20 protein-coding genes are annotated in these 25,660 nt (G+C 69.7%); 15 read left to right on the top strand and 5 right to left on the bottom strand.

The window, feature by feature from the left end; all coding sequences use genetic code 11:
- Window positions 1-165 precede the first annotated feature (165 nt).
- Together LX14_RS16200 and LX14_RS16195 are read left to right on the top strand one after the other, a co-directional pair.
- Window positions 166-2,454, top strand: coding sequence for a polyribonucleotide nucleotidyltransferase (locus LX14_RS16200; protein WP_253648363.1), 2,289 nt, complete (start codon window positions 166-168; stop codon window positions 2,452-2,454).
- The gene (locus tag LX14_RS16195) at window positions 2,451-3,770 is read left to right on the top strand and encodes a M16 family metallopeptidase (RefSeq protein WP_253648577.1); all 1,320 of its coding nucleotides are present in this window, start codon (window positions 2,451-2,453) and stop codon (window positions 3,768-3,770) included. Before LX14_RS16200 ends, LX14_RS16195 begins: the two co-directional genes overlap by 4 nt.
- 6 nt (window positions 3,771-3,776) lie before the next feature.
- On the opposite strand, the gene LX14_RS16190 is transcribed toward LX14_RS16195, so the two are convergent.
- Both LX14_RS16190 and LX14_RS16185 read right to left on the bottom strand, forming a co-directional pair.
- Entirely contained in the window at window positions 3,777-4,565 is a 789-nt protein-coding gene (locus tag LX14_RS16190) for an AAC(3) family N-acetyltransferase (RefSeq protein WP_253648362.1), read from the bottom strand.
- 39 nt (window positions 4,566-4,604) lie between these two features.
- Window positions 4,605-6,110: an amino acid permease gene (locus LX14_RS16185; RefSeq protein ID WP_253648361.1), complete on the bottom strand. Its 1,506-nt coding sequence runs from the start codon at window positions 6,108-6,110 to the stop codon at window positions 4,605-4,607.
- Between the two features lie 136 nt (window positions 6,111-6,246).
- On the opposite strand from LX14_RS16185, the gene LX14_RS16180 reads away from it, so the two are divergent.
- On the top strand, window positions 6,247-8,097 hold the full coding sequence (locus LX14_RS16180; RefSeq protein WP_253648360.1) for a DUF294 nucleotidyltransferase-like domain-containing protein: 1,851 nt from the start codon (window positions 6,247-6,249) through the stop codon (window positions 8,095-8,097).
- Between the two features lie 17 nt (window positions 8,098-8,114).
- Here LX14_RS16180 and ald read toward each other — a convergent pair whose 3' ends face one another.
- Window positions 8,115-9,221: an alanine dehydrogenase gene (ald, locus tag LX14_RS16175; protein ID WP_253648359.1), complete on the bottom strand. Its 1,107-nt coding sequence runs from the start codon at window positions 9,219-9,221 to the stop codon at window positions 8,115-8,117.
- Window positions 9,222-9,373: 152 nt separating this feature from the next.
- Between ald and LX14_RS16170 the strand changes: the two genes are divergently transcribed.
- On the top strand, window positions 9,374-9,865 hold the full coding sequence (locus tag LX14_RS16170; protein WP_253648358.1) for an Lrp/AsnC family transcriptional regulator: 492 nt from the start codon (window positions 9,374-9,376) through the stop codon (window positions 9,863-9,865).
- A gap of 35 nt (window positions 9,866-9,900) precedes the next feature.
- On the opposite strand, the gene LX14_RS16165 is transcribed toward LX14_RS16170, so the two are convergent.
- Window positions 9,901-11,094 (bottom strand): NAD(P)/FAD-dependent oxidoreductase, encoded by a 1,194-nt coding sequence (locus LX14_RS16165; protein WP_253648357.1) that lies wholly within the window; start codon window positions 11,092-11,094, stop codon window positions 9,901-9,903.
- The gene (locus LX14_RS16160) at window positions 11,091-11,483 is read right to left on the bottom strand and encodes a bifunctional 3-phenylpropionate/cinnamic acid dioxygenase ferredoxin subunit (RefSeq protein ID WP_253648356.1); all 393 of its coding nucleotides are present in this window, start codon (window positions 11,481-11,483) and stop codon (window positions 11,091-11,093) included. Before LX14_RS16160 ends, LX14_RS16165 begins: the two co-directional genes overlap by 4 nt.
- A 123-nt stretch (window positions 11,484-11,606) precedes the next feature.
- Between LX14_RS16160 and LX14_RS16155 the strand changes: the two genes are divergently transcribed.
- The 11 genes from LX14_RS16155 (at window position 11,607) to LX14_RS16105 (ending at window position 25,539) form a co-directional block, all read left to right on the top strand.
- The gene (locus LX14_RS16155; protein ID WP_253648355.1) at window positions 11,607-12,377 is read left to right on the top strand and encodes an IclR family transcriptional regulator; all 771 of its coding nucleotides are present in this window, start codon (window positions 11,607-11,609) and stop codon (window positions 12,375-12,377) included.
- Between the two features lie 99 nt (window positions 12,378-12,476).
- Complete coding sequence (locus LX14_RS16150) at window positions 12,477-14,960, top strand: GcvT family protein (protein WP_253648354.1); 2,484 nt, start codon at window positions 12,477-12,479, stop codon at window positions 14,958-14,960.
- Entirely contained in the window at window positions 14,957-16,132 is a 1,176-nt protein-coding gene (gene solA / locus LX14_RS16145; RefSeq protein WP_253648353.1) for an N-methyl-L-tryptophan oxidase, read from the top strand. The genes LX14_RS16150 and solA overlap by 4 nt, the downstream gene beginning before the upstream one ends.
- The gene (locus LX14_RS16140; protein ID WP_253648352.1) at window positions 16,133-17,272 is read left to right on the top strand and encodes an aromatic ring-hydroxylating oxygenase subunit alpha; all 1,140 of its coding nucleotides are present in this window, start codon (window positions 16,133-16,135) and stop codon (window positions 17,270-17,272) included.
- Window positions 17,248-18,789: an aldehyde dehydrogenase family protein gene (locus tag LX14_RS16135; protein ID WP_253648351.1), complete on the top strand. Its 1,542-nt coding sequence runs from the start codon at window positions 17,248-17,250 to the stop codon at window positions 18,787-18,789. Before LX14_RS16140 ends, LX14_RS16135 begins: the two co-directional genes overlap by 25 nt.
- On the top strand, window positions 18,786-20,336 hold the full coding sequence (locus LX14_RS16130) for an APC family permease (RefSeq protein WP_253648350.1): 1,551 nt from the start codon (window positions 18,786-18,788) through the stop codon (window positions 20,334-20,336). Before LX14_RS16135 ends, LX14_RS16130 begins: the two co-directional genes overlap by 4 nt.
- Before the next feature lie 4 nt (window positions 20,337-20,340).
- Window positions 20,341-21,918, top strand: a complete 1,578-nt coding sequence (locus LX14_RS16125) for a GMC family oxidoreductase (protein WP_253648349.1) — start codon at window positions 20,341-20,343, stop codon at window positions 21,916-21,918.
- A 48-nt stretch (window positions 21,919-21,966) separates the two neighbouring features.
- Entirely contained in the window at window positions 21,967-22,719 is a 753-nt protein-coding gene (dapB, locus tag LX14_RS16120; protein WP_253648348.1) for a 4-hydroxy-tetrahydrodipicolinate reductase, read from the top strand.
- Between the two features lie 5 nt (window positions 22,720-22,724).
- A complete protein-coding gene (locus LX14_RS16115) occupies window positions 22,725-23,216 on the top strand; it encodes a hypothetical protein (protein WP_253648347.1) in 492 nt (163 codons plus the stop codon).
- 47 nt (window positions 23,217-23,263) lie between these two features.
- Window positions 23,264-23,665, top strand: a complete 402-nt coding sequence (locus LX14_RS16110) for a flavodoxin family protein (protein ID WP_253648576.1) — start codon at window positions 23,264-23,266, stop codon at window positions 23,663-23,665.
- A gap of 575 nt (window positions 23,666-24,240) precedes the next feature.
- Window positions 24,241-25,539, top strand: coding sequence for an HNH endonuclease (locus LX14_RS16105; protein WP_253648346.1), 1,299 nt, complete (start codon window positions 24,241-24,243; stop codon window positions 25,537-25,539).
- Window positions 25,540-25,660: the final 121 nt, after the last annotated feature.

Below are 25,660 nucleotides of genomic sequence, written 5' to 3'. Positions count from 1 at the left end.
CGCAGGACGCGTCGTCCCGACGCCGTCCGGCACTGCCGGGGTTCCCGCACCGCCGTCTCCTCGCACCCATCGGACCCACGCCGGTCGCCGTCACGGCACCGACGTCACCGACGCGCGCCCGCCGTCTGCGCGGGCGCCGCTCGATCGAGAGGATCTCTCCCACCCATGACAGATGTCACCACCGCCCCGGCCGACGAACTCGAGTACGACGACGAGATCACCGAGGCGACCGCCGTCATCGACAACGGCGCCTTCGGCACCCGCACGATCCGCTTCGAGACGGGCCGCCTCGCGCAGCAGGCCGCCGGCGCCGTCGTCGCCTACCTCGACGACGAGAACATGCTGCTCTCGGCCACCAGTGCCGGGAAGCACCCCAAGGACAACTTCGACTTCTTCCCCCTGACGATCGACGTCGAGGAGCGGATGTATGCCGCCGGGCGCATCCCCGGGTCGTTCTTCCGCCGCGAGGGCCGCCCCTCGACCGACGCGATCCTCACCTGCCGCCTCATCGACCGGCCGCTGCGCCCGTCCTTCGTCGACGGCCTGCGCAACGAGATCCAGGTCGTCATCACCGTCCTGTCGCTGAACCCGAACGACCTCTACGACGTCGTCGCGATCAACGCCGCGTCGGCGTCCACCCAGCTCGCTGGTCTGCCGTTCTCCGGCCCCGTCGGCGGCGTGCGCGTCGCGCTCATCCCGACCGAGACCAACCGGGCCGGCCAGTGGGTCGCGTTCCCGACCGTCGAGCAGCTCGAGGGCGCCGTCTTCGACATGGTCGTCGCCGGTCGCATCGTCGGCGAGGGTGACACCGCCGACGTCGCGATCATGATGGTCGAGGCCGAGGCGACCGACAACGTCATCGAGCTCATCGAGGGCGGGGCACAGGCCCCCACCGAGGCCATCGTCGCCGAGGGCCTCGAGGCCGCGAAGCCGTTCATCCGCTCGCTGTGCGAGGCGCAGAAGCAGCTCGCCGCGCAGGCCGCCAAGGCCACCGGCGAGTTCCCGCTGTTCCCCGCGTACCAGTCCGACGTCTACGACGCCGTCGAGTCGGCCGGCAAGGACCGCCTCTCGGAGATCCTGACCATCGCGGGCAAGACCGAGCGCGACGACAAGACCGACGAGCTCAAGGGCGACATCCTCGCCTCACTCGGCGAGCAGTTCGCCGGGCGCGAGAAGGAGATCGGCGCGGCCTACCGCTCGCTGACCAAGAAGCTCGTGCGTCAGCGCATCCTCACCGACCACTTCCGCATCGACGGCCGTGGCATCACCGACATCCGGTCGCTCTCGGCCGAGGTCGCTTTGATCCCGCGCGCGCACGGCAGCGCACTGTTCGAGCGTGGCGAGACCCAGATCATGGGCGTCACCACCCTCGACATGGTCAAGATGGCCCAGCAGATCGACTCGCTCGGGCCCGAGACCTCCAAGCGCTACATGCACCACTACAACTTCCCGCCGTACTCGACCGGTGAGACCGGTCGCGTCGGGTCGCCGAAGCGTCGCGAGATCGGCCACGGGGCGCTCGCCGAGCGTGCGCTCATGCCGGTGCTGCCCAGCGTCGACGAGTTCCCGTACGCCATCCGCCAGGTCTCCGAGGCGCTGTCCTCGAACGGCTCGACCTCGATGGGTTCGGTCTGTGCGTCGACCATGTCGCTGCTCAACGCCGGTGTGCCCCTGAAGGCCCCGGTCGCGGGTATCGCCATGGGTCTCGTCTCCGACGAGGTGGACTTGGGCAACGGAAAATCGGAGACGCGCTACGTCGCCCTCACCGACATCCTCGGTGCCGAGGACGCGTTCGGTGACATGGACTTCAAGGTCGCCGGCACGAAGGACTTCGTGACGGCCCTGCAGCTCGACACCAAGCTCGACGGCATCCCGTCGGCCGTGTTGGCCGGCGCGCTCAGCCAGGCCAAGGACGCACGGACCACCATCCTCGAGGTGATGGCCGAGGCGATCGACGAGCCCGACGAGATGAGCCCGTTCGCTCCTCGCGTCACCACCGTGAAGGTCCCGGTCGACAAGATCGGCGAGCTGATCGGGCCCAAGGGCAAGAACATCAACGCGATCACCGAGGAGACCGGCGCCAACATCTCCATCGAGGACGACGGCACCGTGTTCGTCGGCGCGACGGATGGTCTCAAGGCGCAGGCGGCCATCGATCGCATCAACGCGATCGCCAACCCGCAGCTGCCCAAGGTGGGGGAGCGGTTCCTCGGAACCGTCGTCAAGACAACGGCTTTCGGCGCCTTCGTGTCGCTGCTGCCGGGTCGTGACGGCCTCGTCCACATCTCGAAGCTGGGCCAGGGCAAGCGCGTGAACAAGGTCGAGGACGTTGTGAACGTCGGCAGCAAGCTCCGCGTGGAGATCGCCGACATCGACGACCGCGGCAAGATCAGCCTCGTCCCCGTCGCCGACACCCCCGTAGAGGGCGCGGACGCGCCCGCGGACGCCGGCTGACACTGACCGGCACACGTACCCCGCAGCCCACCGGCGGCGCTGTCTCGCGCAGCGTCCTCCCCGGTGGGCTGCGGGTCGTCACGGAGCGGGTACCCGGCGTCCGGTCGGTCTCGGTCGGGGTCTGGGTCGGCGTCGGATCGCGGGACGAGACACCGGGTCTCGCCGGAGCCGCGCACTTCCTCGAACACCTGCTGTTCAAGAAGACCCCCACGAGGACCGCCGCGTCGATAGCGCGGGACCTCGACGCCGTCGGGGGAGAACTCAACGCCTTCACCGGCAAGGAACACACCTGCTTCTACGCGCACGTCCTCGACGAGCACGCGGCGCTGGCCGTGGACACCCTCGCCGACGTCGTCATCCGCGGTGAGTGCGCGGCGGCCGACGTCGAGGTCGAGCGCGAGGTGGTCCTCGAGGAGATGGCGATGCGCGAGGACGATCACGAAGACCTCCTCGCCGACGCGTTCATGACCGCGGTGTTCGGCGACCAGCCGATCGGGCGGCCCGTGATCGGCTCCGCCGAGGTGGTCGGGTCGCTCTCGGCGAGCCGCATCCGTGGGTTCCACCGTCGCCGGTACACCCCGGAACGCATGGTCGTGGCGGTGGCCGGGAACATCACGCACGCAGAGGTTCTCGCCCATGTCCGCCGATCGTTCGGGCCGCACCTGCACCCCGGGACGGTCGTCGCCCCACCGCGGCGCCGTTCGCGCCCGGCCCGGGCGTCCGGATCAGCCCAGGTGCTCGACCGCGACAGCGAGCAGGCGCACCTGATGATCGGCATGCCGACCGGTGGTGTCGACGATCCCGCTCTGCCCGCGCTGTCGGTGCTGAACGCCGCCGTGGGCGGTGGCCTCAGTTCCCGTCTCTTTCAACAGATCCGGGAGGAGCGGGGGCTCGCCTACTCCGTGTACTCCTCGCTCGACACCTTCACCGACGTGGGCACCTTCTCGGTGTACGCGGGCTGCAACCCCGAGCGTGTCGGGGAGGTCGCGGCGGTCGTCACCGACATCCTCGCCGACGTCGCCGAGAACGGCATCGACCGTGAGGAGATCGACCGGGCCAAGGGATCCCTGCGCGGATCGATGCTCCTGGGGCTCGAGGACACCGGGTCGCGGATGCATCGCGCGGGCGTCGGCGAGATCGACCAGGGCCGTTCGCGTCCGGTGACGACGTCGCTGCGACGCATCGACGGGGTCCGCCCCGCCCACGTGTCCCGGATCGCCCGCGAGGTCCTCTCGGCCCGACCGTCGGTCGCGGTGGTCGGTCCATACCGGCGCACCCGCGACCTGCCCCCGTCGATCCGCGCGCTCACGGGCTGAAACCCGTCAGACCCTGCTCAATCGCCGACCGAGCTCCGTTCTCGCGAAGTCGACATAGTCGCGGCTGGAGAAGACTTCCGTGGTCGCATCGCCGATGCGACCACGCCGATGCGACGTCGACGCAGACGCGAAAGCGGCACCGACAGCGGGGAAGTGGGTGCTGTTGTCGGCACCGACATCCATCGCCTCGACCCACACCCGTTCCCCGTCCACGAGGTGAGGAAAGCGGCGCACCCAGTGCCGGCGAACACCTGGGCCGAGGAGCGACTCGACGTGATGGAGCATCGAGCTGCGGTTGTGTCCGACCCCGACGAGAACGATGGTGGCGTCCAGATCGATGAGGCGCGAGAAGGGCGAGTCCCGCCCGAGAGCGAAGGACAACGGCTGTGCGCCGCAGATGAACCCCGCGTGACGTCCGATCGCGGCGACGGAGGCCTGCGGGTGGGTGCTCCGACGGCGATCGTCGTCGGCGAGCACCGCGGTCGGGATCGCGCCGGTCTCGGTCGGTGTCGAGGACGCGGAGAACAGAGGTACCGCATCTCGCGCGGCGGTGACCGATGGGTCGACGGCTCCGAGCTCCGCCGACCTGCACGGGTCGGTGACGGTGGCGCTGAACGCCGGCGTCACCAGTGTTCCTTCGTCACCGAGGACCCGTCGAAACGCGGCCACAACAGCCTGGGCGCCGCCGTCGACACGTCCGATGCTCGACAGCGAGGAGTGGAGGAGGACGGTGTCGCCGCCGGTGACCCCGATCCGCGTCAGGTCCTCGCTCAGCGTCTCGGTCGTGGCCCCCACGAGCTCAAGTTAGCACCCCTAACGACAGGCGAGAATCCGTCAGCCGGCGGTGCGGGTCTTGTGCTCCGCCTCTGCCTCGGCCCACGCGGAACCGATACGACCGCCCGTGTGCTCGGCGACGTTGCCCCGGATGAAGTACCAGCCGGCGGTCAGGGCCGCGGCGAGCGCCGGGATGCCGACGACGACGACCCAGAAGTCGACCTGTCCGCCCTCGTGGTCGAGGTAGCCCGAGATGGCGAGTCCGATGATGACGGCGGCGAGGAAGATCAGTCCGGCGATGCTGGCCCACGGGTACAGCGGCGCCTGGAACTTGCCCCGCGGGATGATGCCCTTGTTGACCAGCGACCGGAGTTTGAGCTGGCAGGCGAAGATCGTCCCCCAGGTGAACACGATGCCGAGCGACGCAGCCTCCAGGGCGATGTCGAAGGCGCGGCCGGGGACGAGGACGTTGAGCACCACGCCGAGGACGTAGACGATGGTGGTCATGGCGATACCGGCCCAGGGGACACCGCCGTCGCTCATCTTCGTGGTGAAGCCCGGGGCCTGCTTGCTCATCCCGAGGCTGCGCAGCACCCGGCCGGTCGAATACAGCCCCGAGTTCAGGCTCGACATGGCGGCCACGATGAGGACCACCTGGATGACATCGCCCATCCACCCGAATCCGAGCTTCTGGAACACCGTCACGAACGGGCTTGTGCCCGAGGTGTACGAGGTCGTGGGGAGCATCGCGCAGAGCAGCAGGATCGACCCGATGTAGAAGACGGCGATGCGGAAGATGACGGCGTTGACCGCGCGCGGGACCTCGGTGTCCGCGTCCTCCATCTCGCCGGCGGCGACACCGACCATCTCGATGGCCGCGTAGGCGAAGACGACACCGGACATCACGAGGATCGGGCCGTACCAGTTGTAGGCGCCGCCCGTGGGCCAGAAGCCGCCCGGGTTGTCCCACAGGTTCGAGAACCCGGCCTGGTGGTCACCGACGTGGACGGCACCGAGCACCACGACGAGTCCGACGATCAGGAAGAGCACGATCGCGCCGACCTTGAGGATCGACGCCCAGAACTCGAACTCGCCGAACGCCTTCGCGCTGAGGAGGTTGACGGCCAGCACGACGACGAGGGCGATGAGCGCCGACGCCCAGTTCGGCATGGACGTGAACTTGTTGTGGACGTACACGCCGACGGCGGACAGCTCGGCCACACCGGTGAGCGCCCAGTTGAGCCAGTACATCCAGCCCGTGACGTAGGCGGCCTTCTCGCCGAAGAACTCACGCATGTACGACACGAAGGCACCGCTGGTGGAGCGGTGCAGCACGAGTTCGCCGAGGGCGCGCATCAGGAAGTAGGCGACGAGACCGGCGACGGCGTAGCTCACCAGGAGGGCGGGTCCGTTGCTGTTCAGTCTCGACGCGGACCCGAGGAACAGTCCGGTACCGATCGCACCGCCGATCGCGATCATCTGGACCTGACGGCGTCCGAGCGACTGTTTGTAACCGACCTTCTCGGCGTCGAGATGTGCCGTGGCCGAAGCGGTGTCGGAAGTCATGGGGTGTGAGTATGCGCACACGATGTGTCATCGGTGTTTCCGGGGCGCGCGAACGATGTTGCCCCGGCGGACAAACCGTACGATTCGGACACGCGACCTGCACGCGAGCACACCCGGCATGTGTCACGATTCTGCGATGACCGACGTCGCGGGCTTCCTCGGGCGACACCCGCCGTTCGACGCACTCGACACGCGCCAGCGCGAGCGTCTCGCCGCTGCGGTCCGGGAGCGACACCACGTCGCGGGCGAGGTGATCGTCGACGGGTTCGCGCAACACGTGGTCGAGCTGACGGTGGTGGTGTCCGGCGAGGTCGGGCTCTGGAACCGACCCGTCGACGCGCCGCACGGGATGCCCGAGACCGACCCCGACGAGATCCTCGGCGTCGGTGGCGTGTTCGGCTACCTGTCGCTGCTGACGCGGGCCGCCTCCGGTCCGCGCGCCGTGGCGCTGACGAACGCCACGGTCCTCGCGCTGCCCAGCGAATCGGTGCAGGCGGTGTTCTCCACGATGGCCGGCGCACAGTTCCTCGCCGGACAGCTGCAGTTCCCGCGGCGGGTTGTGACCGCCCCGACGCGCGGCACCGTCGACGAGTTGATCCGGACCACCCCGGCGGTCGGGACACCGGGGATGACCGTCGCCGAGGCGGCACGCGTCATGACCGACCGCGGACGGGACCACCTGGTGGTCCCCGGGCCCGACGGTGCGCTGGGCATCCTCACCGACGTCGACATCCGGGCCCGACTGGTGGCCCAGGGCCTGCCGCCGAGCACCCCGGTCGCGCAGATCATGACGCAGCGGGCTCGCACGGTCCTCAGCGGGACGCCCGCGACGGAGGGCCTCCTTCTCATCCTCGAACACGACCTCACCGGACTGCCTGTCGTGGACTCCGCCGGGCGGCTGCTCGGGGTCGTCGGTCCCGGCGACTTCGTCTCCGCTCCCGGCGGCGCGACCGTCGGACTCCGCGCCCAGATCCGACGCGCCGCCTCGGTGCCCGAACTCGCCGAACACGCGCGGCGGATGCCGTGGGTGCTCGGCGAACTCGTCCGACGCGGGCAGCCCTCGCACGAGATCACCACAGTGCTCTCGCTCGTACACGACGCGATGGTGCGACGAGCACTCGAACTCGCCCTCGACGACGCCCCTGAGCTCGACGGGGACCGGTTGACGTGGCTCTCCCTCGGGTCCAACGCGCGCCGCGAGGCCGTGCTGAGCTCAGACGTGGACAGCGCCGTCGCGTTCGACGACAGCCTGACCGATCCGGCCGAGAACGCCGCCTACCGAGCGGTGTTCGCCCGGGTCGACGACATCCTGCGCGACTGCGGACTCGAGATCGACCCGAACGGTGCGATCGCCTCGTCGGCGCTGTTCGCGAGGACCCACGCGCAGTGGCGGGCGGCGGCCGGGGAGTGGTTGCGCGCGCCGCTGGAGAACAAGGGCATGATCATGACCTCACTCATGCTCGACGAGCGTCCCATCTGGGGCGACCGTGGGCTGTCGGAGGTGACCCAGGTGTTCTCCGACCTGCGATCACACCCGTCGACGCTGCGTCTGCTGTTGGCGGAATCGTTGTCGCACCGGGCCCGGATCCGTTCCGCCCGCGATGTTCTCGTCGGTCGCGGCGGCACCTTCGACATCAAGACCCATGCCCTGACGCCGCTGATCAACATCGCCCGGTGGGCGGCGCTGTCGGTCGAGTCGACCGAACTCGACACACGATCGCGCCTCCGCGCGGCGGCCGGGACCCCGATGCTGACCGAGGACAACGCGTCCACGCTCGTCGAGGTGTTCGACGTGTTGCAGAAGGTGCGGTTGTCCTACCAGGTGGCACAACTCGACCGCGCGGAGCGCGTCGGGGACGTGATCACGATGCGACGACTCTCACCGCTCGACCGCGGGCTCGTCGGGCAGGCCGTCCGCGAGATCTCCTCGGTCCAGCGGCGCATGGCGACCGTCAGTCACTACACGCCGCTGGTCCCGGAGGACTGAATCACTTGCAGCGGAGGTCAGATCGGGGAGGGGGACACCGGCAGTCCGAGTGCGTCGGCGACCGACGGGGCGAGCAGGGCGCCGGCGTGGGTGCTGAGTCCGGCCGCCAGTCCCCGGTCGGCACGGCACGCGGCCTCCCACCCCTTCTCGGCGAGCGCGACGACGTGGGGCAGCGTCGCGCCGGTGAGCGCCATCGTGGAGGTGCGGGCCACCGACCCGGGCATGTTCGCCACGCAGTAGAAGACGGAATCGTGCACGGTGAACACCGGATCGTCGTGCGTGGTGGGACGCGAGTCCTCGAAGCAGCCGCCCTGGTCGATGGCGATGTCGACGAGGACCGACCCCGGCTTCATCCGCGCCACCAGCGCGTTGGAGACGACCACGGGCGCCTTCGCGCCCGGGACCAGCACGGCGCCGATGACGAGATCCGCTGTGACGACGGCCTCCTCGAGCGCGAGTGCGGTGCTGTAGCGCGTGTGGACGCGCCCGCCGAACCGGGCATCGATGGCGCGCAACTTGGTGATGTCGAGATCGAAGACGGTCACCCGGGCGCCCATGCCCAGGGCGATGGTCGCGGCGTTGACGCCGCTGACACCGCCACCGATGACGACGACATCGGCGGGCTCGGTGCCGGGCACGCCGCCCATCAGGACGCCACGCCCACCCGCGGACCGCATGAGGTGGTAGGCGCCGACCTGGGGCGCGAGCCGCCCGGCGACCTCGCTCATCGGCGCCAGCAGCGGGAGCGAACCATCCGGGGCGGTGACGGTCTCGTAGGCGATGGAGGTGATCCCCGAGGCCAGCAGAGCGTCCGTGCACGGACGGCTCGCGGCGAGGTGCAGATAGGTGAACAGGGTCTGGCCGGACCGCATCCGGCCGTACTCCTCGGCGATGGGCTCCTTGACCTTCAGGACCAGGTCGGACTGGTCCCACACCGCGTCGGGACCCGAGATGACCTGTGCCCCGGCCTGTTTGAAGTCGGTGTCGTGGAAGGCCGAGCCCTCGCCGGCCCCGGACTCGACGACCACGTCGTGGCCGCGGCGGGTCAGCTCCGTGACGCCTGCGGGGGTGATCGCCACCCGGTATTCGTTGTTCTTCACCTCACGAGGGATGCCCACGCGCATGATCCGCCTCCTCCAGTCGATCCTCGGGCCGCGTCTGATGCGGCTTTGCTCGTGAAGAAATCGTGAAGGGTGTTCGGCACAGGGGCAACATCGCTGAACACAATTCTGTAGACGACCGCTCATGCGAAGTTCGTCCGATAGAATCGGCTCCCATGACCACCATGCCGAAGGATCTTCGGCCCTCGGAGCTCGTCGAGCTCGACGACGTCGACCGGGCACTGGTCCGGTTGCTGCGGGCAGACGGCCGCATGGCCAACCGGGAGCTCGCGGATCGCGTGGGGATCGCCCCGTCCACGTGCCATGGGCGCGTGCGCCGACTGGTCGAGATCGGCGTCATCCGCGGGTTCTTCGCCGACATCGACCCCGCCGCGGTCGGGCAGACGCTCCGCGCGATGGTGGCCGTCAGCCTGCAGTCCGATGCCCGCGGTCAGATCCGGCACTTCGTCGGCCAGATCCGCCACCGCGAGGAGATCATCGACGTGTTCTTCCTCGCCGGTACCGACGACTACCTGCTGCACGTGGCCGTACCGGACACCCAGGCGCTCCGGGAGTTCGTCGAGACACTCAACTCCCGGCCGGAGGTCGCCGGCACGACGACGTCGCTGGTGTTCGAGCACGTTCGTGCAGCGGCTCCCGTGTTCTGAGCCGTACACCTCTCCCGGGTCCGGGCCCGTCCGGTTCAGGCGTGGACGGCGGCGACGGCGGACATCCGCCTGTCCATCGACTTGCGCAGACGGGTGAAGCTGCGGGGTGAGTCCACACCGACCACGGCGTCGGGCGCGTCGGGATCGCCCACCACGGCGAGAAAGGCATCGTCGTCGAGCGAGCCCTCCAGCACCGTCGGCTCGGCGTCGGGCGGAATGGTCCCGCAGATCTGGACGCGGTGACCGTGCTGCTCGCTCCACACATACGGCGCGCGCGGGGATGGTGGGGCCAGTCCGGCGATGCCGTGGGCGACGGTGCGGGCGGATTCGATCGCCGCCGACCAGTGCTGGTGGCGCGTCGAGACGCCGGAGGCGGCGTCGACGACCCGCGCGCAGTCACCGGCGGCCCACACCCCGGGCATCGATGTCGCACCACGCTGATCGGTCAGGAACCCGTCGTCGACGGCCACCGCCGATCCCGCCGCCCAGGACGTGTTCGGCACAGCGCCCACACCCACGACCACGACGTCGGCGCGCAGTGACGTCCCGTCGGCCAACCGCACCCCCCGCACCACGCCGCCCTCGGACTCGAACCCGGCGATCCCTGTGCCGGTGCGCACGTCGACCCCAGCGCGTCGTTGCAGGTCGACAGCCCAGGACGCGAGGCGGCGTCCGAGCACCCTGGCGCCGGGGTCGGGTGCGCGCTCGACGACGGTGACGTGTCTGCCCTGACCGGTGACGGTCGAGGCGATCTCGGCCCCGATGAACCCGGCGCCGACGACGACGACGTCCTCAGCGGACGTCAGTTCCGCGGCGAGCCGTCGCGCGTCGTCGATGGTGCGGACCGCGTGGACGCCGACGAGGTCATCCCCGGGCAGTCGCATCGCCCGCGCGCCGGTGGTCAGCACCACCGCCCGTGCGGGGACGTGTCCGTGGTCGGTGTGGATCGACACGTCGTCGCCGGTGCGTGACAGCCCGGTGGCGGACACGCCCAGGCGCCAGTCGAACGCGTCGTGCTCGCCGTCGGCGAGCAGGGTCGCCCACCCGGGGTCCGGAGCCGTCGGAGCCGCCTCGTACGTGGAGCTCAGCAGTTCCTTCGACAGAGGCGGGCGGTCGTAGGGATGCCACGGTTCGGCCCCCACGAACACGACGGGCTCGTCGACGCCGAGTGACCGGAGGGTGCGCGCGACGGTGAGCCCGGCCAGCGACGCCCCGACGATCCCGATCACGCCGCGTCGGTCTCGGCGTCGTCCATCCACACCTCGACGATGCCGTCGACGACCCGCACCGGATGGGTGGCGATGGGCCGGGTGGCGGGTGGCCCCATCGCCGCGCCGGTACGCAGGTCGAAGCACGCCTCGTGCAGCGGGCACTCGATCGCGCAGTCCTCCACCCACCCCGCCGACAGGGACGTGTCCTGGTGGGAGCACGTGTCGTCGACGGCGAAGATGCCGTCCGCGGTGGCCACGACGGTGATCGGCGGCCGTCCCGTCAGCTCGACGCGCAGAGGTGTGTCGATGGCCAGTGCGTCGGCAGCCGCGACGGGCAGATACCCGGCGCAGTCCCCGTGAGGGGCACTGTGGGGTCCGCGCGATGTCGTGATGTCGCTCAGCGTCATGGGGAGCTCCTGTCTTGTTGCGTTGCACGCAACGCTGCGCGTATTGCGCAACACTGTCGCAGCGGCGAGGCATCGCGTCAAGTGCGCGGCTCGGCGCGGCTCGCGAACTACAGTGACGGGAACATGACGAAACGCGACGTACCGGCCGCATCGGTCCAGTCGGTCGACCGGGCCCTCGAGGTGCTCGAGATCCTGGGCCGTGACGGTGAGGGGGGTGTCTCGGACATCGCCGATGCCCTCGGCGTCCACAAATCGACCGTGTCGCGCCTCGTGTCGGTGCTCGAGTCGCGCGGTTTCGTCGAGCAGATCAGCGACCGGGGCAAGTACCGCCTCGGGTTCACCGTGGTGCGGTTGGCCGGCGCGACCATGTCGCGTCGCGACCTCGGCCGCGAGAGTCGCGACATCTGCGAACCGCTCGCCTACGAGGTGGGGGAGACCGTCAACCTCGCGGTCCTCGACGCCGATCGGGCGGTCAACGTCACCGAGGCGAACGGTGGCGCGGGTATCGCGCTACGCACGTTCGTCGGCCAGAGCTGCCCTGCGCACGCCACCTCGAGCGGCAAGGTGCTCCTCGCGGGACTCGCCGAGGCCCGTCTCGCCCCGTACCTCGGCGCGCTCGAACGCTTCACGCCCGCGACCATCGTCACGGAACCGGCGCTGCGTGAGGAGTTGGCGACGGTGCGCGGTCAGGGGTGGGCGGCCGCGCGGGACGAGCTCGAGGACGGGCTCACCGCGGTCGCGGCGCCGGTGCGCGACCACACCGGTGATGTCGTGGCGGCGCTGAGCATCTCGGGACCCACCTTCCGCATGGGGGCGGATCGGATCCCCGCGTTGTCCGCGGCGGCGATCAGCGCGGCCGATGCCGTGAGCGGGCGTCTGGGATACACCGCCTGATCCGCGCGTCGGATTGACGGCCGGGCCGACGGGCCCCATCCTGTTGCGTGTTGAGCAACCGGTTGCGCAGTGAGCAACCACCACGGGCAGGGGTGACGCATGAGGGTCGATGCGCGGCACGGACCGCGGGTCGTGGTGATCGGCGCCGGGATCGTCGGTACCTCGCTCGCCGACGAACTCGTCCTGCGTGGCTGGGGTGACGTCACGGTCATCGACCGCGGACCGCTCCCCGCCGCGGGCGGATCCAGCAGTCACGCACCCGGGCTGGTGTTCGCGACCAACGTCTCGCGCACGCTCTCCGATCTCGCCGCGGCGACGGTGGAGAAGTTCCGCGGTCTGACCAGCGAGGCAGACCTGTGCTTCAACGCGGTCGGCGGCCTCGAGATCGCGACCACGCCTGCACGTCTCGACGAACTGCATCGCAAGGCCGGCTGGGCGGCGGCCTGGGGGAGGCGGGCCCGCGTCGTCGACGCCGACGAGTGCGCTCGTCTGCACCCGCTCCTCGACCGCGACGTCGTGCTGGGCGGTCTGCACACCCCCGACGACGGTCTCGCCGACGCACTGACCTGTATCGCGGTGCAGCGTCGGCGCGCGGAGGCCGGTGGGGCGCGCTTCCTCGGCGACACCTGCGTCCTCGGCGTGCTCACCTCGGGCGACCATGTGGTGGGTGTACGGACCGACGCCGGCGTCCTCGACGCCGACATCGTCGTGTCCTGTGGTGGCTTCTGGGGTGCTCAGCTCGGCGGGATGGTGGGGCTGACTGTCCCGTTGGTCCCGATGGGCCACGACTACGTCACCACGACCCCGGTGCCGGGGGCGCGGGCCATCGCCGACCGCCGGTCGGGGCACGCGGCCGCCACCGCGCCGATCCTGCGCCACCAGGACGCCGACCTGTACTACCGGCAGCACGGCGATCGGATCGGGATCGGGTGGTACGGGCACGATCCCGTCGTCGTCGACATGGCGACCCTCTACGACGACACCGCCGGACAGCCGATGCCGTCGATGCTGCCCTTCGACCCACGGTCGTTCGACGACCCCTGGCGGGAGTCGCAGCGGGTGCTGCCCGCGCTGCGGGACGCCGAGATCGGCGACGGCTTCACGGGGATCTTCTCCTTCACCCCGGACGGTGGTCCCATGCTCGGTCCCCACCCCTACCTGGCCGGGTTCTGGGTCGCCGAGGCCATCTGGGTCACACAGTCGGCGGGTGCTGCGTCGGCTGTCGCCGACTGGATGGTCCACGGGACGCCCGGCGTCGACGTCTCCGGGTGTGACGTCAGCCGGTTCGCGGACGCGGAGTTGTCGGCGGAGGCGGTCGTGGCGCGGTCGTCGCGCGCGTTCGTGGAGGTCTACGACATCGTCCACCCGCGTGCGCAACCCCGCGACGCCCGTGATCTGCGGACCTCCGCGCTGCACGCCGATCATCTGCGCCGCGGCGCCCACCTCGGCGTGTCCCACGGACTCGAGCGGCCCCTGTGGTTCGGGTCCAACGCCGCACTGCGGGAACGGTTCACGGTCGACACGCCGGCGTTCCCGGAGTGGTTCACCCGCGAGTGGTCGCCGATCGTCCTGTCCGAGGCGGTCGCGACCCGCGCCGTCGGCGCGATGTACGACATGAGCTCGCTCACCCGGGTCGAGGTCACCGGCACAGACGCCGTCGCGGTCCTGGGACCCCTGGTGACCCGCGATCTCGACCGCCCGGTCGGCGCGGTCGTCTACGCGCTCATGCTCGACGAGTCGGGCGGGATCCTCAGCGATGTCACCGTCGCACGCCTGGGGGACGACCGGCTCCTCGTCGGAGTGAACGGTCCCCTCGACGTCACCCGTCTCGGCGCGGCGATCTGCCGGGCACGCGCCGACGGCGCGGACGTGGCGATCAGCGAGATCACCGACGACACCACGTGTGTCGGGGTGTGGGGGCCGCGCGCCGGCGAGATCGTCGGGCCGCTCACCGATCTCGACCTGTCGCCGGAGGGACTGCGCTACTACCGGTGTGCCGAGACGACGATCGCAGGAGTGCCCGCGGTCGTGTCCCGGGTGTCCTACGTCGGCGAGTTCGGCTGGGAGATCTCGACTCGTCGCTGTGACGCCGTCCGCCTCGCCGACGCCCTCTCCGAGCGCGCCGAGTATGTCGGGGCGGTCTGGGCCGGGCGCGGCGCGATGGACTGCCTGCGGATCGAGAAGGGGTACCGGTCGTGGGGGACCGACATGTCGCGGACCGACTCACCCCACGAGGCGGGCCTGGCGTTCGCCGTCGGCAAGGAACACGACTTCGTCGGCCGTAGCGCGGTCCGGGAGCGGCCGGTGCGGCGGCGACTGCACACGATCGTCGCCGACGACCCCGCCACGGTGATGCTCGGCGGTGAACCGATGCGGCACGACGGATCCGACGTCGGATACGTCACGTCGGCGACGTGGTCCCCGACGCTGGGCCGCACGATCGCCTACGCGTGGGGGCCCGACGAACTGCGGCCCGGAGATGCCGTCGACGTCGACTGGTTCGGCACCCCGCAGGCCCTGCAGATCGCACCACCGGTGTCCGTCGATCCGGAGAACCGACGAGTGAAGGGGATCGCGCCATGAACGAGACCGTGGTGGTCATCGGCCTCGGGGGGATGGGATCGGCTGCGGCATACCACCTCGCGTCGCGTGGGGCGACGGTCGTCGGACTCGAGCGGTTCCACCCCGCCCACGACCGCGGGTCGTCGCACGGTGGTTCGCGCATCATCCGGCAGGCCTACTTCGAGGACCCCGCGTACGTGCCGCTCCTGCTGCGTGCCTACGAGCTGTGGGATGCGCTCGGCGCCGACACCGGGCGGGAGGTGCACCGCATCACCGGTGGGCTCTACGCGGGGCCCGAGACGTCGGTGACCGTGGACGGATCACTGCGCGCCGCACGGGAGTACGACCTGCGCCACGACGTGCTCGGAGCCGACGAGATCCCCCGCCGGTTCCCGGGATTCGCGCCCGCGAGCGACCAGATCGGGGTGTACGAGCACCTGGCCGGGTTCGCGCGCCCGGAGGAGACGGTGCGTGCCCATCTCGAACTCGCCGAACGCGCCGGCGCCGACCTGCGATTCGGGATCGAGGTGCTCGACTGGGCCGACACCGGCGACTCCGTCCGGGTCACCACCGACCAGGGGGTGGTCCACGCCGACCGGCTCGTCGTCTGCCCGGGCGCCTGGGCGCCCGAGCTGCTGGCCGACCTCAAGACGGGCATCCGCATCGAGCGCCAGGTCATGTACTGGTTCGACCTCGCCCCGACGGCACCGCGGATGGACGACTCGCCGATCTACATCCACGAGACGGACGTCGGCGAGCAGATCTACGGCTTCCCGGCGATCGACGGGCCCGACGGCGGGGTCAAGACGGCGTTCTTCCGCAAGGGCGTCGACTGCTCGCCGGACACGATCGACCGCGTCGTCCACGGCGACGAGGCCCAGGCCATGCTCGACCGTGTCCGACGGCTGATCCCCGGTGTCGGATCGTCCGACGACGCGGCCTCGGCGATGCTGCACGCCGCCACCTGCATGTACTCGACGACGCCCGACCACGACTTCGTCATCGCGCGCCACCCACGACACGAGCGTGTCGCCGTCGCGTGCGGGTTCTCCGGCCACGGGTTCAAGTTCGTCCCGGTGGTCGGCGAGATCCTCGCCGACCTCGTGCTCGAGGGGACCACCCGGCATCCGATCGGCATCTTCGACCCGCGCCGGCCCGCGCTCGCCGCACAGACCGCAGGAATGGGGACCTGAGTGACCGCCGACATCACCACCGCCACGCCCGACACCACCGACGACCTGCTGCTGCCGACCCTGCCCGGGTCCGCCTACACCGACCCGGCGGTCTTCGCCCGCGAGACCGACCGCATCTTCGGTCGGCGGTGGATGTGTGCGGTCCGCGTCGCCGACGTGCCCTCGACCGGCCGGTTCGCCACCGTCGAGGTCGGCGGCGAGAGCATCCTCGCCGTCCGGGGGCGTGACGGGTCACTGCGTGCCTTCCTCAACGCCTGCCGCCACCGTGGGGCCCTGATCTGCACCGACGAGACGGGTGCAGTGCGGCGAAACCTGCAGTGCCCTTACCACGCCTGGACCTACGGACTCGACGGCGCGCTCGTCGCGGCGCCCAACATGACCAGCCTCGGTGACATCGACCGCACCCGCCATGGCCTGGTGCCGGTGACCTCCCGCGAATGGCTGGGATATCTGTGGGTCTGCCTCGCCGATGACCCGCCGTCGTTCGAGGACACCGTGATCGGGGCCGTCACCGATCGGCTGGGTGACGCGACGATGATCGACCGGTGGGGTGTCGACGATCTGGCGCTCGCACACCGCGAGACCTACGAGGTGGCCGCCAACTGGAAGCTCATCGTCGAGAACTTCATGGAGTGCTACCACTGCGCGACCATCCACCCCGAACTCACCGCCGTCCTCCCGGAGTTCGCCGACGGGCTCGCCGCGCAGTACTACGTGGGCCACGGCGCCGAGTTCGCCACCGAGGTCGACGGGTTCACCGTGGACGGGTCGGCGGGGGCGGCCGCGCTGCCCGGGCTCGGATCCGAGGTCGACCGTCGCTACTACGCGATCACGGTGAACCCCACCGTCTTCGTCAACCTCGTGCCCGACCACGTGATCGTGCACCGCATGTTCCCTCGTGCTGTGGATCGCACCACTGTGGTCTGCGACTGGCTCTACGCACCGGATGTGGTCGCCGACGGGACGGACGTGTCCGCCGGGGTCGACCTGTTCCATCGCGTGAACGTCCAGGACTTCGACGCCTGTGAACGGACGCAGCCGGGCATGTCCTCACGGGCCTACGCCGCCGGTGGGGTGTTGGTGCCCGCCGAGCACCACATAGCGCAATTTCACCAATGGGTGAGCGACATGTGCTCGTAGGCGCAAAGATCGAGAACGTGGACGATCTGTACATCGACGGACAGTGGCGGGGGGCGTCGTCGGGTCGGACGCGCGCGGTGATCGACCCGGCCGACGGGAGCGTCATCACCGAGGTCGCCGAGGCCGATCCCGCCGACGTCCGCGCCGCAATCGTCGCCGCGCGCCGAGCATTCGACGACTCACCGTGGCGGTCCACGACCGTCGCCGAGAGATCGGACCTCCTACGGCGGGTCGCGGAACTTCTGCAGCGCGATCGTGAGTCCCTCGCCGAGACCGAGACCCGCGACACCGGCAAGACCCTCGAGGAGAGCCGCATCGACGTCGACGACGTCACCGCGGTGTTCCGCTACTACGCCGACCTCGTCACCACAGTCGCCGATCGCGTCGTCGACGTGGGTGACCCGGCCGTCGTCAGCAGGGTGGTCCGCGAACCCGTCGGTGTCTGCGTGATGATCGCGCCCTGGAACTACCCGCTCCTGCAGATCTCCTGGAAGGTGGCGCCGGCGTTGGCCGCCGGGGCGACCATGGTGCTCAAGCCCAGCGAGGTCACCCCGCTCACGACCATCGCCTTCGTACGGCTGCTCGTCGAGGCCGGCGTCCCGTCCGGCGTCGCCAACCTCGTCCTCGGGGCGGGACGTGATCTGTCCGACGCACTCAACGACGACCCCGACGTCGACCTCATCTCGTTCACCGGTGGTCTCGCGACCGGCCAGGTCATCGCGGCGACCGCGGCGAAACACGTGACGCGCGTGCTCGTCGAACTCGGCGGCAAGAACCCGCACGTCGTCTTCGCCGACGCCTGCGGCACCGAGGAGCAGTTCGCGGCAACGGTCGACCAGGTGGTCACCGGGGTGTTCCTGCACTCCGGACAGGTCTGCTCCGCCGGCACCCGGTTGATCGTCGAGGAGTCCGTCGCCGACCGTCTGGTCGCCGCGGTGGCTGCTCGTGCGGAGTCGATCGTCGTCGGCCCGGGAACCGATCCCGCGAGCAGGACGGGACCGCTCGTCTCGCAGCAACAGCTCGAGAAGATCGTCGACCATGTCGCGTCCGGACTGGCCGAGGGCGCCTCGCTCGTGACGGGTGGTCGCCGGCTCGACGACCCCGAGCGCGACGACCCCCGCCTCGCGGACGGCTATTTCTACGCCCCCACGGTGTTCGACCACTGCGACCGCACGATGCGCATCGTCCAGGACGAGACCTTCGGTCCGATCCTGACCGTGGAACGGTTCACCACCGAGGCGCAGGCGCTCGAGCTCGCCAACGACACCCACTACGGGTTGGCGGGCGGCGTGCGCACCGCCGATCCCGCACGGGCCGAACGCATCGCACGCGGGATGCGCCACGGGACCGTGTGGATCAACGACTTCGGCTACTACACACCGGCCGCGGAGTGGGGTGGCTACGGCCGATCGGGCAACGGCCGTGAACTCGGCCCGTCCGGACTGGCGGAATACCAGGAGACCAAACACATCTGGAACAACACCGCGGCACCGACGGCAGGATGGTTCGAGTCATGACACAGTCACCGCCCGACACCGGGATGGAGCACTTCGGATACAAGGAGAGCCTCGACCGCAGCATCGGCAAGTTCGCCAGCTTCGCCGCGGGTGTCAGCTACATCTCCATCCTCACCGGCACCTTCCAGCTCTTCTACTTCGGATTCGGCACCGCCGGGGCGGCGTACCTGTGGAGCTGGCCGATCGTCTTCGTCGGACAGCTCGCCGTCGCACTGTGTTTCATGGAGCTCGCCGCGAAGTACCCGATCGCCGGATCGGTCTACAACTGGGCGAAGATCCTCGGAAACAAGGTCGTCGGGTGGTTCTCGGGCTGGATGATGCTCACCGCCTCGATCGTGACGATGTCGGCGGTGGTGCTGGCGATCGACTCCACCCTGCCCAAGATCTGGAGCGGGTTCCGCCTCATCGGATCCGACGACCTCTCCGTGGTGTCGCCGTCGAACGCCGTTCTGCTGGGGTCGATCCTTGTGCTCGCGACCACCGCCATCAACGCCTTCGGTGTCCGGTTGATGTCGATCATCAACAGCACGGGGGTGTTCATCGAACTCATCGCCGCCGTGCTGATCGCGGTCATCCTCGCGTTCAACATCGAGCGCACCCCCGCGGTGTTCTTCTCCACCAACGGGTACGGCGCGGGGGAGAGCGGCGGTTACCTCGGTGCGTTCCTCATCGCCTCACTGGCGTCGGGGTACGTGATGTACGGCTTCGACACCGCGTCGTCGCTCGGCGAGGAGACGGTCAACCCGCGCAAGACCGCGCCGTCAGCGATCCTGCGGGCCATCCTGGCGTCGTTCGTGATCGGTGGAGCGATCCTCGTGTTCGCCATCCTCGCCGCGCCGAACCTGTCCGACCCGGCGCTCGGCGCGCAGGGTGGACTGCAACAGATCGTCCTCGACGTCATGTACGGGCCCGTCGGCAAGATCTTCCTGATATGCATCGTGGTCGCGGTGTTCGTGTGCACGCTCGCCGTGCACACCGCCGCCATCCGGCTCACCTTCGCCATGGCCCGCGACAACGCGCTGCCGTTCGGCGAGTCGCTGGCGAAGGTGCACCCGCGGACCCAGGCGCCGGTCATCCCGTCGGTCCTCATCGGGGTCCTGTCGATCCTGATCCTTGTCATCAACATCAACCAGCCGACCATCTTCCTGCTGCTGACGTCGGTGGCCATCATAATGATCTACATCGCCTACCTGATGGTGACGGGTCCGTTGCTGCTCAAGCGTTTCCGCGGTCAGTGGCCACCGCCCGACCTGAAGGCGGGCGGGTACTTCACGATGGGCCGCTGGGGCCTGCCCGTGAACATCGTCGCCGTGCTGTGGGGCATCGGGATGGCGATCAACCTCGCCTGGCCGCGAACGGCCGTCTACGGCGCACCCTGGTACAACACGTGGGCCGCGTTCATCTACATCGGCGTCATCGGGGGCGTCGGTCTCCTCTGGTACTTCACCGTCGGCAGCCGCGGGATGGGCACGCTTCGATCCCACGCATCGGAGACGAAGTCCGATGCCGTCGCCGCCGAACCGTTCCCCGGACCCGAGGGAGTCTGAGCACATGGCCGATCCGTTGACCGACACCACCGTCACCGCAGGGGAGTTCGACTACGTCATCCTCGGCGGGGGAACCGCCGGATGTGTTCTCGCCGCCCGACTCTCCGAGGACCCGTCGGTGACGGTCTGTCTCGTCGAGGCCGGACCGAGCGACGTCGACGACCCGGCGGTGCTCATCCTCAGCGACTGGATGCACCTGCTGGACTCCGGGTACGACTGGGACTACCCGATCGAACCGCAGGAGCGGGGCAACAGCTTCATGCGGCACGCCCGGGCGAAGGTGCTCGGTGGGTGTTCGTCGCACAACTCGTGCATCGCTTTCTGGCCGCCCGCGGAGTACCTCGACGAGTGGGAGCAGATGGGTCTCACCGGGTGGGGCTCCGCGGACGTCCATCCGCTGGTCCGGCGTGTGGAGAACAACGATGCGCCCGGCGACCACGGCCACGACGGGCCGGTGCGTCTGCGCGACATCCCTCCGCTCGACCCCTGTGGTGCAGCACTTCTCGACGCAGCCGCGGCGGTGGGCCTGCCGACGGTGGGGTTCAACCGGGGTGAGACCGTCCGCAACGGTGCCGGTTGGTTCCAGATCAACGCCGGTGAGGACGGCAAGCGCATGTCGACCTCGCATGCGTACCTGCACCCGATCATGGGACGACGACCCAACCTCGAGATCCGCACCGGTTGCTGGGTGCAGCAGATCACCTTCGACGGCACGACCGCCACGGGTGCGCGCTACCAGCGTCCCGACCTCACCGGGTTCGACGTCGTCGGAGCGCGCCGCGAGGTCATCGTCACCGCCGGTGCGATCGACACCCCCAAGCTGCTCATGCTCTCCGGCATCGGCCCTGCGGATCAGTTGCGGGAGTTCGGTATCGACGTCCGCGTCGACTCGCCGGGGGTGGGGGAGAACCTCGACGACCACGTCGAGGGCCTCGTCTTCTGGGAGGCGTCGAAGCCGATGGTGACCAGCTCGAGTCAGTGGTGGGAGATCGGGGTGTTCGCGACGACAGAACCCGACCTGCCGCTGCCCGACGTGATGATGCACTACGGCAGCGTCCCGTTCGACATGAACACCCTGCGGTGGGGATACCCCACCACCGACAACGGGTTCTGCCTGACGCCCAACGTCACCCAGGGGCGGTCCCGCGGCACGGTGAAGCTGCGCAGCCGCGATTTCCGGGACCGCGCCCGCGTCGACCCGCGGTACTTCACCGACCCCGACCACCACGACGAGCGCGTAATGACCGCCGGCATCCGCCTGGCGCGGGAGATCGCCGAGCAGGAGGCCCTGAAGGGGTGGATCGCGCGGGAACTGGCGCCCGGGCCCGACGCCGTCACCGACGACGACCTCGTCGACTACATGCACAAGACGCACAACACCGTGTACCACCCGGCCGCGACGGCCCGGATGGGCGTCGACGGGGACCGGATGGCTGTGCTCGACCCGCAGCTCCGCGTCCGGGGGACGCAGCGCCTCCGGGTCGTCGACGCGTCGGCGATGCCCAAGCTGCCCACGGTCAACCCGAACATCACGGTCATGACGATGGCCGAGAAGTGCGCCGACCTGATCCGAGGGGCCTGACCACACGGTCGTGGCGGGACCTCCCGGCGCGTGGGGGATCATGGAGCCATGAGTGATCGGATCCGTGTCGGTGTGTTCGGCAGCGACGGCAAGGTGGGCCAGGCCATCGTCGATGCGGTCGGTGCCGCCGACGACCTCGAGTTCACGGTCGGCATCGACAAGGGCGACGACCGGTCGGCGCTCGTGGACGCGGGGACGCAGGTCGTCGTGGACTTCACCCACCCGTCGGTGGTGATGGACAACCTCGAGTACCTCATCGGCAACGGCATCCACGCCGTCGTCGGGACCACCGGCTTCGACGACGACCGCCTCGCGCAGGTCCGGTTCTGGCTGGAGCAGTCACCGGGCACCGGTGTGCTGATCGCCCCGAACTTCGCGATCGGCGCCGTGCTCAGCATGCGGTTCGCCGCCGCCGCCGCCCGGTTCTACGACTCCGTCGAGGTGATCGAACTCCACCACCCGCACAAGGCCGACGCGCCCTCGGGCACCGCCTACCGCACCGCACGGATGATCGCGCAGGCCCGCGCCGACGCCGGCAGCGCGCCCATGCCCGACGCGACATCCGACGAACTCGACGGTGCCCGCGGTGCCGACGTCGACGGCGTCCGCGTGCACTCGGTGCGGGTGGCCGGTCTCGTCGCCCACCAGGAGGTGCTGCTGGGTACGCAGGGAGAGACCCTCACCATCCGCCACGACTCGATCGACCGCACCTCGTTCGCCCCCGGTGTCCTGCTCGGCGTCCGGGAGATCGCCCGGCGTCCGGGTCTGACCGTGGGTCTCGACGACCTGCTGGACCTCTGACCACGATGGCCCGCCGCGACTTCTACACCCGCGACGCCCGTCCGATCGTCGTGACGATCGTCGTGATCCTGGTGCTGCTCGGCTTCTACATCGGGCTGCTCGGGTTCCGTGGGGTGCAGCTCATCCGCGACGGCGGGGTGGTCGGGGTGGGGCTCGGCGTCGGTGTGCTCATCCTGCCGCTGCTCGGGGTGTGGATGGCTGTCGCGACGGTTCGGGCGGGCATCACCCACCAGCGCCTCGCGCGGCGTGCGCGCGACGAGGGGCGGGAGATCGACGTCTCCGACCTGCCCCGCCGTCCGTCGGGTCGTATCGAGCGGGACGCCGCGGACGAGCTGTTCGCGCAGGTCCGCACGGAGTGGGAAGCCGATCCCGAGAACTGGCGGAACACGTATCGGATCGCGCGCGCCTACGACTACGCCGGCGATCGCACCCGTGCCCGTCAGATGATGAAACGTGCCGTGGCGCAGGAGAAGACGGAGCGGCAGGAATCGGCGTGAGCCGGCTGCTGATCGTGCACCACACGCCGTCGCCGCACTGCCAGGAGATGCTGGAGTCCGTCGTCGCGGGTGCGTCCGATCCCGAGATCGAGGGCGTGGAGGTGGTCCGCCGCCCCGCGCTCGTCGTGTCCCCGGTCGAGTGGCTTGAAGCCGACGGATATGTGCTCGGGACGCCGGCGAACCTTGGCTACATCTCGGGCGCGCTGAAGCACGCGTTCGACGTGTCCTACTACCAGCTGTTGGATGCGACGAAGGGCCGCCCGTTCGGGCTGTACCTCCACGGCAACGAGGGCACCGAGGGTGCGGAACGAGCAGTCGACTCGATCACGACGGGTCTCGGGTGGGCGCGCGCGGCGGCGACAGTCGTCGTCTCGGGTGCGCCGAGCAAGACCGACCTCGAGGCCTGCTGGGAACTCGGTGCCACCGTCGCCGCGCAGCTGATGGACTGATTTCGGCTACGACAGCATGTTCCCGCCGGCGCCACCGAGTGCGCCGATGGCGATCTGCGACGCTGCTCCACCCAGTACGGCCGCGGCCTGACGAAAGCGGCTGCGCTCCTCCTCTGGGTGAGCGTCGTCGTCGGCGGCGATCTCGAGCGCGTTGATGATCTGCCCCAGCTGGGACTCCGGGGAGGGCCACTGTCCTGCGACCCGTAGTTCGTGACCCGTTGGGGGCCGGTGATCGAGACGTCGCCGTCGTAGTCCTCGACCACTTCGAAAAACGGTTTATCGCCAAGAGCGCGGACTGTGCGCTTCACGGTGCCCACATCGAATCCGCACTTTTCAGCGAGCTCGCTGGTCTGCGCATGTCGGCCATTGGCACCGAAAGGCTCTACGGCCGCGCGTAGCACCGGCACGTCTCGATCGTTCCGCGTATCGGTCATGTGCACGATTGTCCAAAACCGCTCTGGCATCGTGCGGTCCGCAACCCACCGATATCCCCAGATGGCCGGCTGTCAACAGGTTCTGGGTTGGGGCCTCGTTGCGGCCGGAAGGTGTCGGTGGCCGCCGCTAGTGTCGTACACATGTTCGAGACGGTGGTGGAGGTGGCGGATCGCCTCGCTGATGCCATTCGCGAGTGCGAGATGCCTGTGGACGACGAGGCGTTGGTGGCGGGGCTGCGTGCTGCGGTCGCGGCGCGCAATGCCGCGGATGGACTGTTGGCCCGGCTGACCGGGGAGATCGAATGCCAGGGAACGGCGAAGCGGCTCGGGATGTCGGTGCGAGAGCTGCTGCGGCGCAACGGATGCGTTCCAGCGGTCGCGTCGCGGGCGATTCGGTTGGGGCGGGCGATCGAGCACCTGCCGGCCCTGGCGCGGCATCTGCGGGACGGGTCGTTGTCGGCGGAGTACGCCGACGCCGTCGCACGCGGGGTGCAGCAGGTCGCTGTGCGTACGCGGTCGCCGCTCGGCTCGGAGTTGGCGGTCGAGACCGAAGCCTCGTTGATCGGGCATGCCCTGGCGGGGCGGACGCCGGTGGAGATCGACGACCGGGCCCGGGCGATCGCCGTCGAGCACGAGCCGAAGGAGGAGGACAACGACAAGGAGTCGCCGATCCCGGTCGCCGAGAACACCACGCTCAACGAGGTGTCCTGGAGCCAACGTGACGACGGGCGACTCGCGGGCACGTTCGATCTCGACGTGGTGACCGGTGAACGATTGATCTCCTGCATCGACACCGCCTCACGACCGCGACCGCTGCCGGACGGCACTCCCGATCCGCGGTCCGCGGCCCAGCGCAGGGCCGATGCGTTCGCCCAGGTCCTGGAATCCGCCTCCCGCGCCCTCGGGGACGGTGGCCTGGTGGCGCCGGCGCGAACGGAGGTGATCCTGACCGTGCCCACCACCGCGGCCACAGGAGCCGGCGGGGAGATCGTCCCGTGGCGGGCACCGAGTCTGCAGTGGCTGGGCACCGTCACCGACACCGCGGTGTCGTTGCTCTCCTGCGACGCCGCAGTGACCCGGATCGGCATGGACATCGACGACGCGCCGGCCGACATCACCACGTCCACGCGGTTGTTCACCGGCCGCGTCCGCAAAGCCGTCATCGCCCGCGACCAACGCTGCATCAAGTGCGGCAGCCCGGGTTCGTGGACCGACGTCCACCACATTGTGTTCCACTCCAACGGTGGCCCGACCACCTGCGACAACGGGTGCCTGCTGTGCCGGACCTGCCACATCGCCGTGCACCAGCACGGCTGGGAGATCGAGATGGGACCCGACCGGCATCCCTGGATCCGACCACCCGCCACCGTCGACCCCCGACGCGAACTGCAACCCGCCTACAACCGCCGCACCCTGCGACTCGACCCCATCGCCGCCTGACCGACCACAGACCAGCACCACCCGCCCCTGCCCAGCCGGCAGGACCGCAGTAGTCCTTTGACAACTCCACAGAGTGGATCGCGGCGCGCAGCCCGGTGGCTGCCGCCGCGACCGGGGGCTC

Origin of the sequence: Williamsia deligens, assembly GCF_024171765.1 — a bacterium.
Classification (GTDB): Bacteria; Actinomycetota; Actinomycetes; order Mycobacteriales; family Mycobacteriaceae; genus Williamsia_A; species Williamsia_A deligens.
This window is presented reverse-complemented; position numbering and strand designations above follow the sequence as displayed.

What these genes read in the sequence shown, in the direction of transcription:
- LX14_RS16200 (WP_253648363.1), top strand. Translation starts at nt 166, where the DNA reads ATGACAGATGTCACCACCGCCCCGGCCGACGAACTCGAGTACGACGAC.
- LX14_RS16185 (WP_253648361.1), bottom strand. Translation starts at nt 6,110, where the DNA reads ATGACTTCCGACACCGCTTCGGCCACGGCACATCTCGACGCCGAGAAG.
- LX14_RS16180 (WP_253648360.1), top strand. Translation starts at nt 6,247, where the DNA reads ATGACCGACGTCGCGGGCTTCCTCGGGCGACACCCGCCGTTCGACGCA.
- ald (WP_253648359.1), bottom strand. Translation starts at nt 9,221, where the DNA reads ATGCGCGTGGGCATCCCTCGTGAGGTGAAGAACAACGAATACCGGGTG.
- LX14_RS16170 (WP_253648358.1), top strand. Translation starts at nt 9,374, where the DNA reads ATGACCACCATGCCGAAGGATCTTCGGCCCTCGGAGCTCGTCGAGCTC.
- LX14_RS16160 (WP_253648356.1), bottom strand. Translation starts at nt 11,483, where the DNA reads ATGACGCTGAGCGACATCACGACATCGCGCGGACCCCACAGTGCCCCT.
- LX14_RS16155 (WP_253648355.1), top strand. Translation starts at nt 11,607, where the DNA reads ATGACGAAACGCGACGTACCGGCCGCATCGGTCCAGTCGGTCGACCGG.
- LX14_RS16150 (WP_253648354.1), top strand. Translation starts at nt 12,477, where the DNA reads ATGAGGGTCGATGCGCGGCACGGACCGCGGGTCGTGGTGATCGGCGCC.
- solA (WP_253648353.1), top strand. Translation starts at nt 14,957, where the DNA reads ATGAACGAGACCGTGGTGGTCATCGGCCTCGGGGGGATGGGATCGGCT.
- LX14_RS16135 (WP_253648351.1), top strand. Translation starts at nt 17,248, where the DNA reads ATGGGTGAGCGACATGTGCTCGTAGGCGCAAAGATCGAGAACGTGGAC.
- LX14_RS16130 (WP_253648350.1), top strand. Translation starts at nt 18,786, where the DNA reads ATGACACAGTCACCGCCCGACACCGGGATGGAGCACTTCGGATACAAG.
- LX14_RS16125 (WP_253648349.1), top strand. Translation starts at nt 20,341, where the DNA reads ATGGCCGATCCGTTGACCGACACCACCGTCACCGCAGGGGAGTTCGAC.
- dapB (WP_253648348.1), top strand. Translation starts at nt 21,967, where the DNA reads ATGAGTGATCGGATCCGTGTCGGTGTGTTCGGCAGCGACGGCAAGGTG.
- LX14_RS16115 (WP_253648347.1), top strand. Translation starts at nt 22,725, where the DNA reads ATGGCCCGCCGCGACTTCTACACCCGCGACGCCCGTCCGATCGTCGTG.
- LX14_RS16110 (WP_253648576.1), top strand. Translation starts at nt 23,264, where the DNA reads ATGCTGGAGTCCGTCGTCGCGGGTGCGTCCGATCCCGAGATCGAGGGC.
- LX14_RS16105 (WP_253648346.1), top strand. Translation starts at nt 24,241, where the DNA reads ATGTTCGAGACGGTGGTGGAGGTGGCGGATCGCCTCGCTGATGCCATT.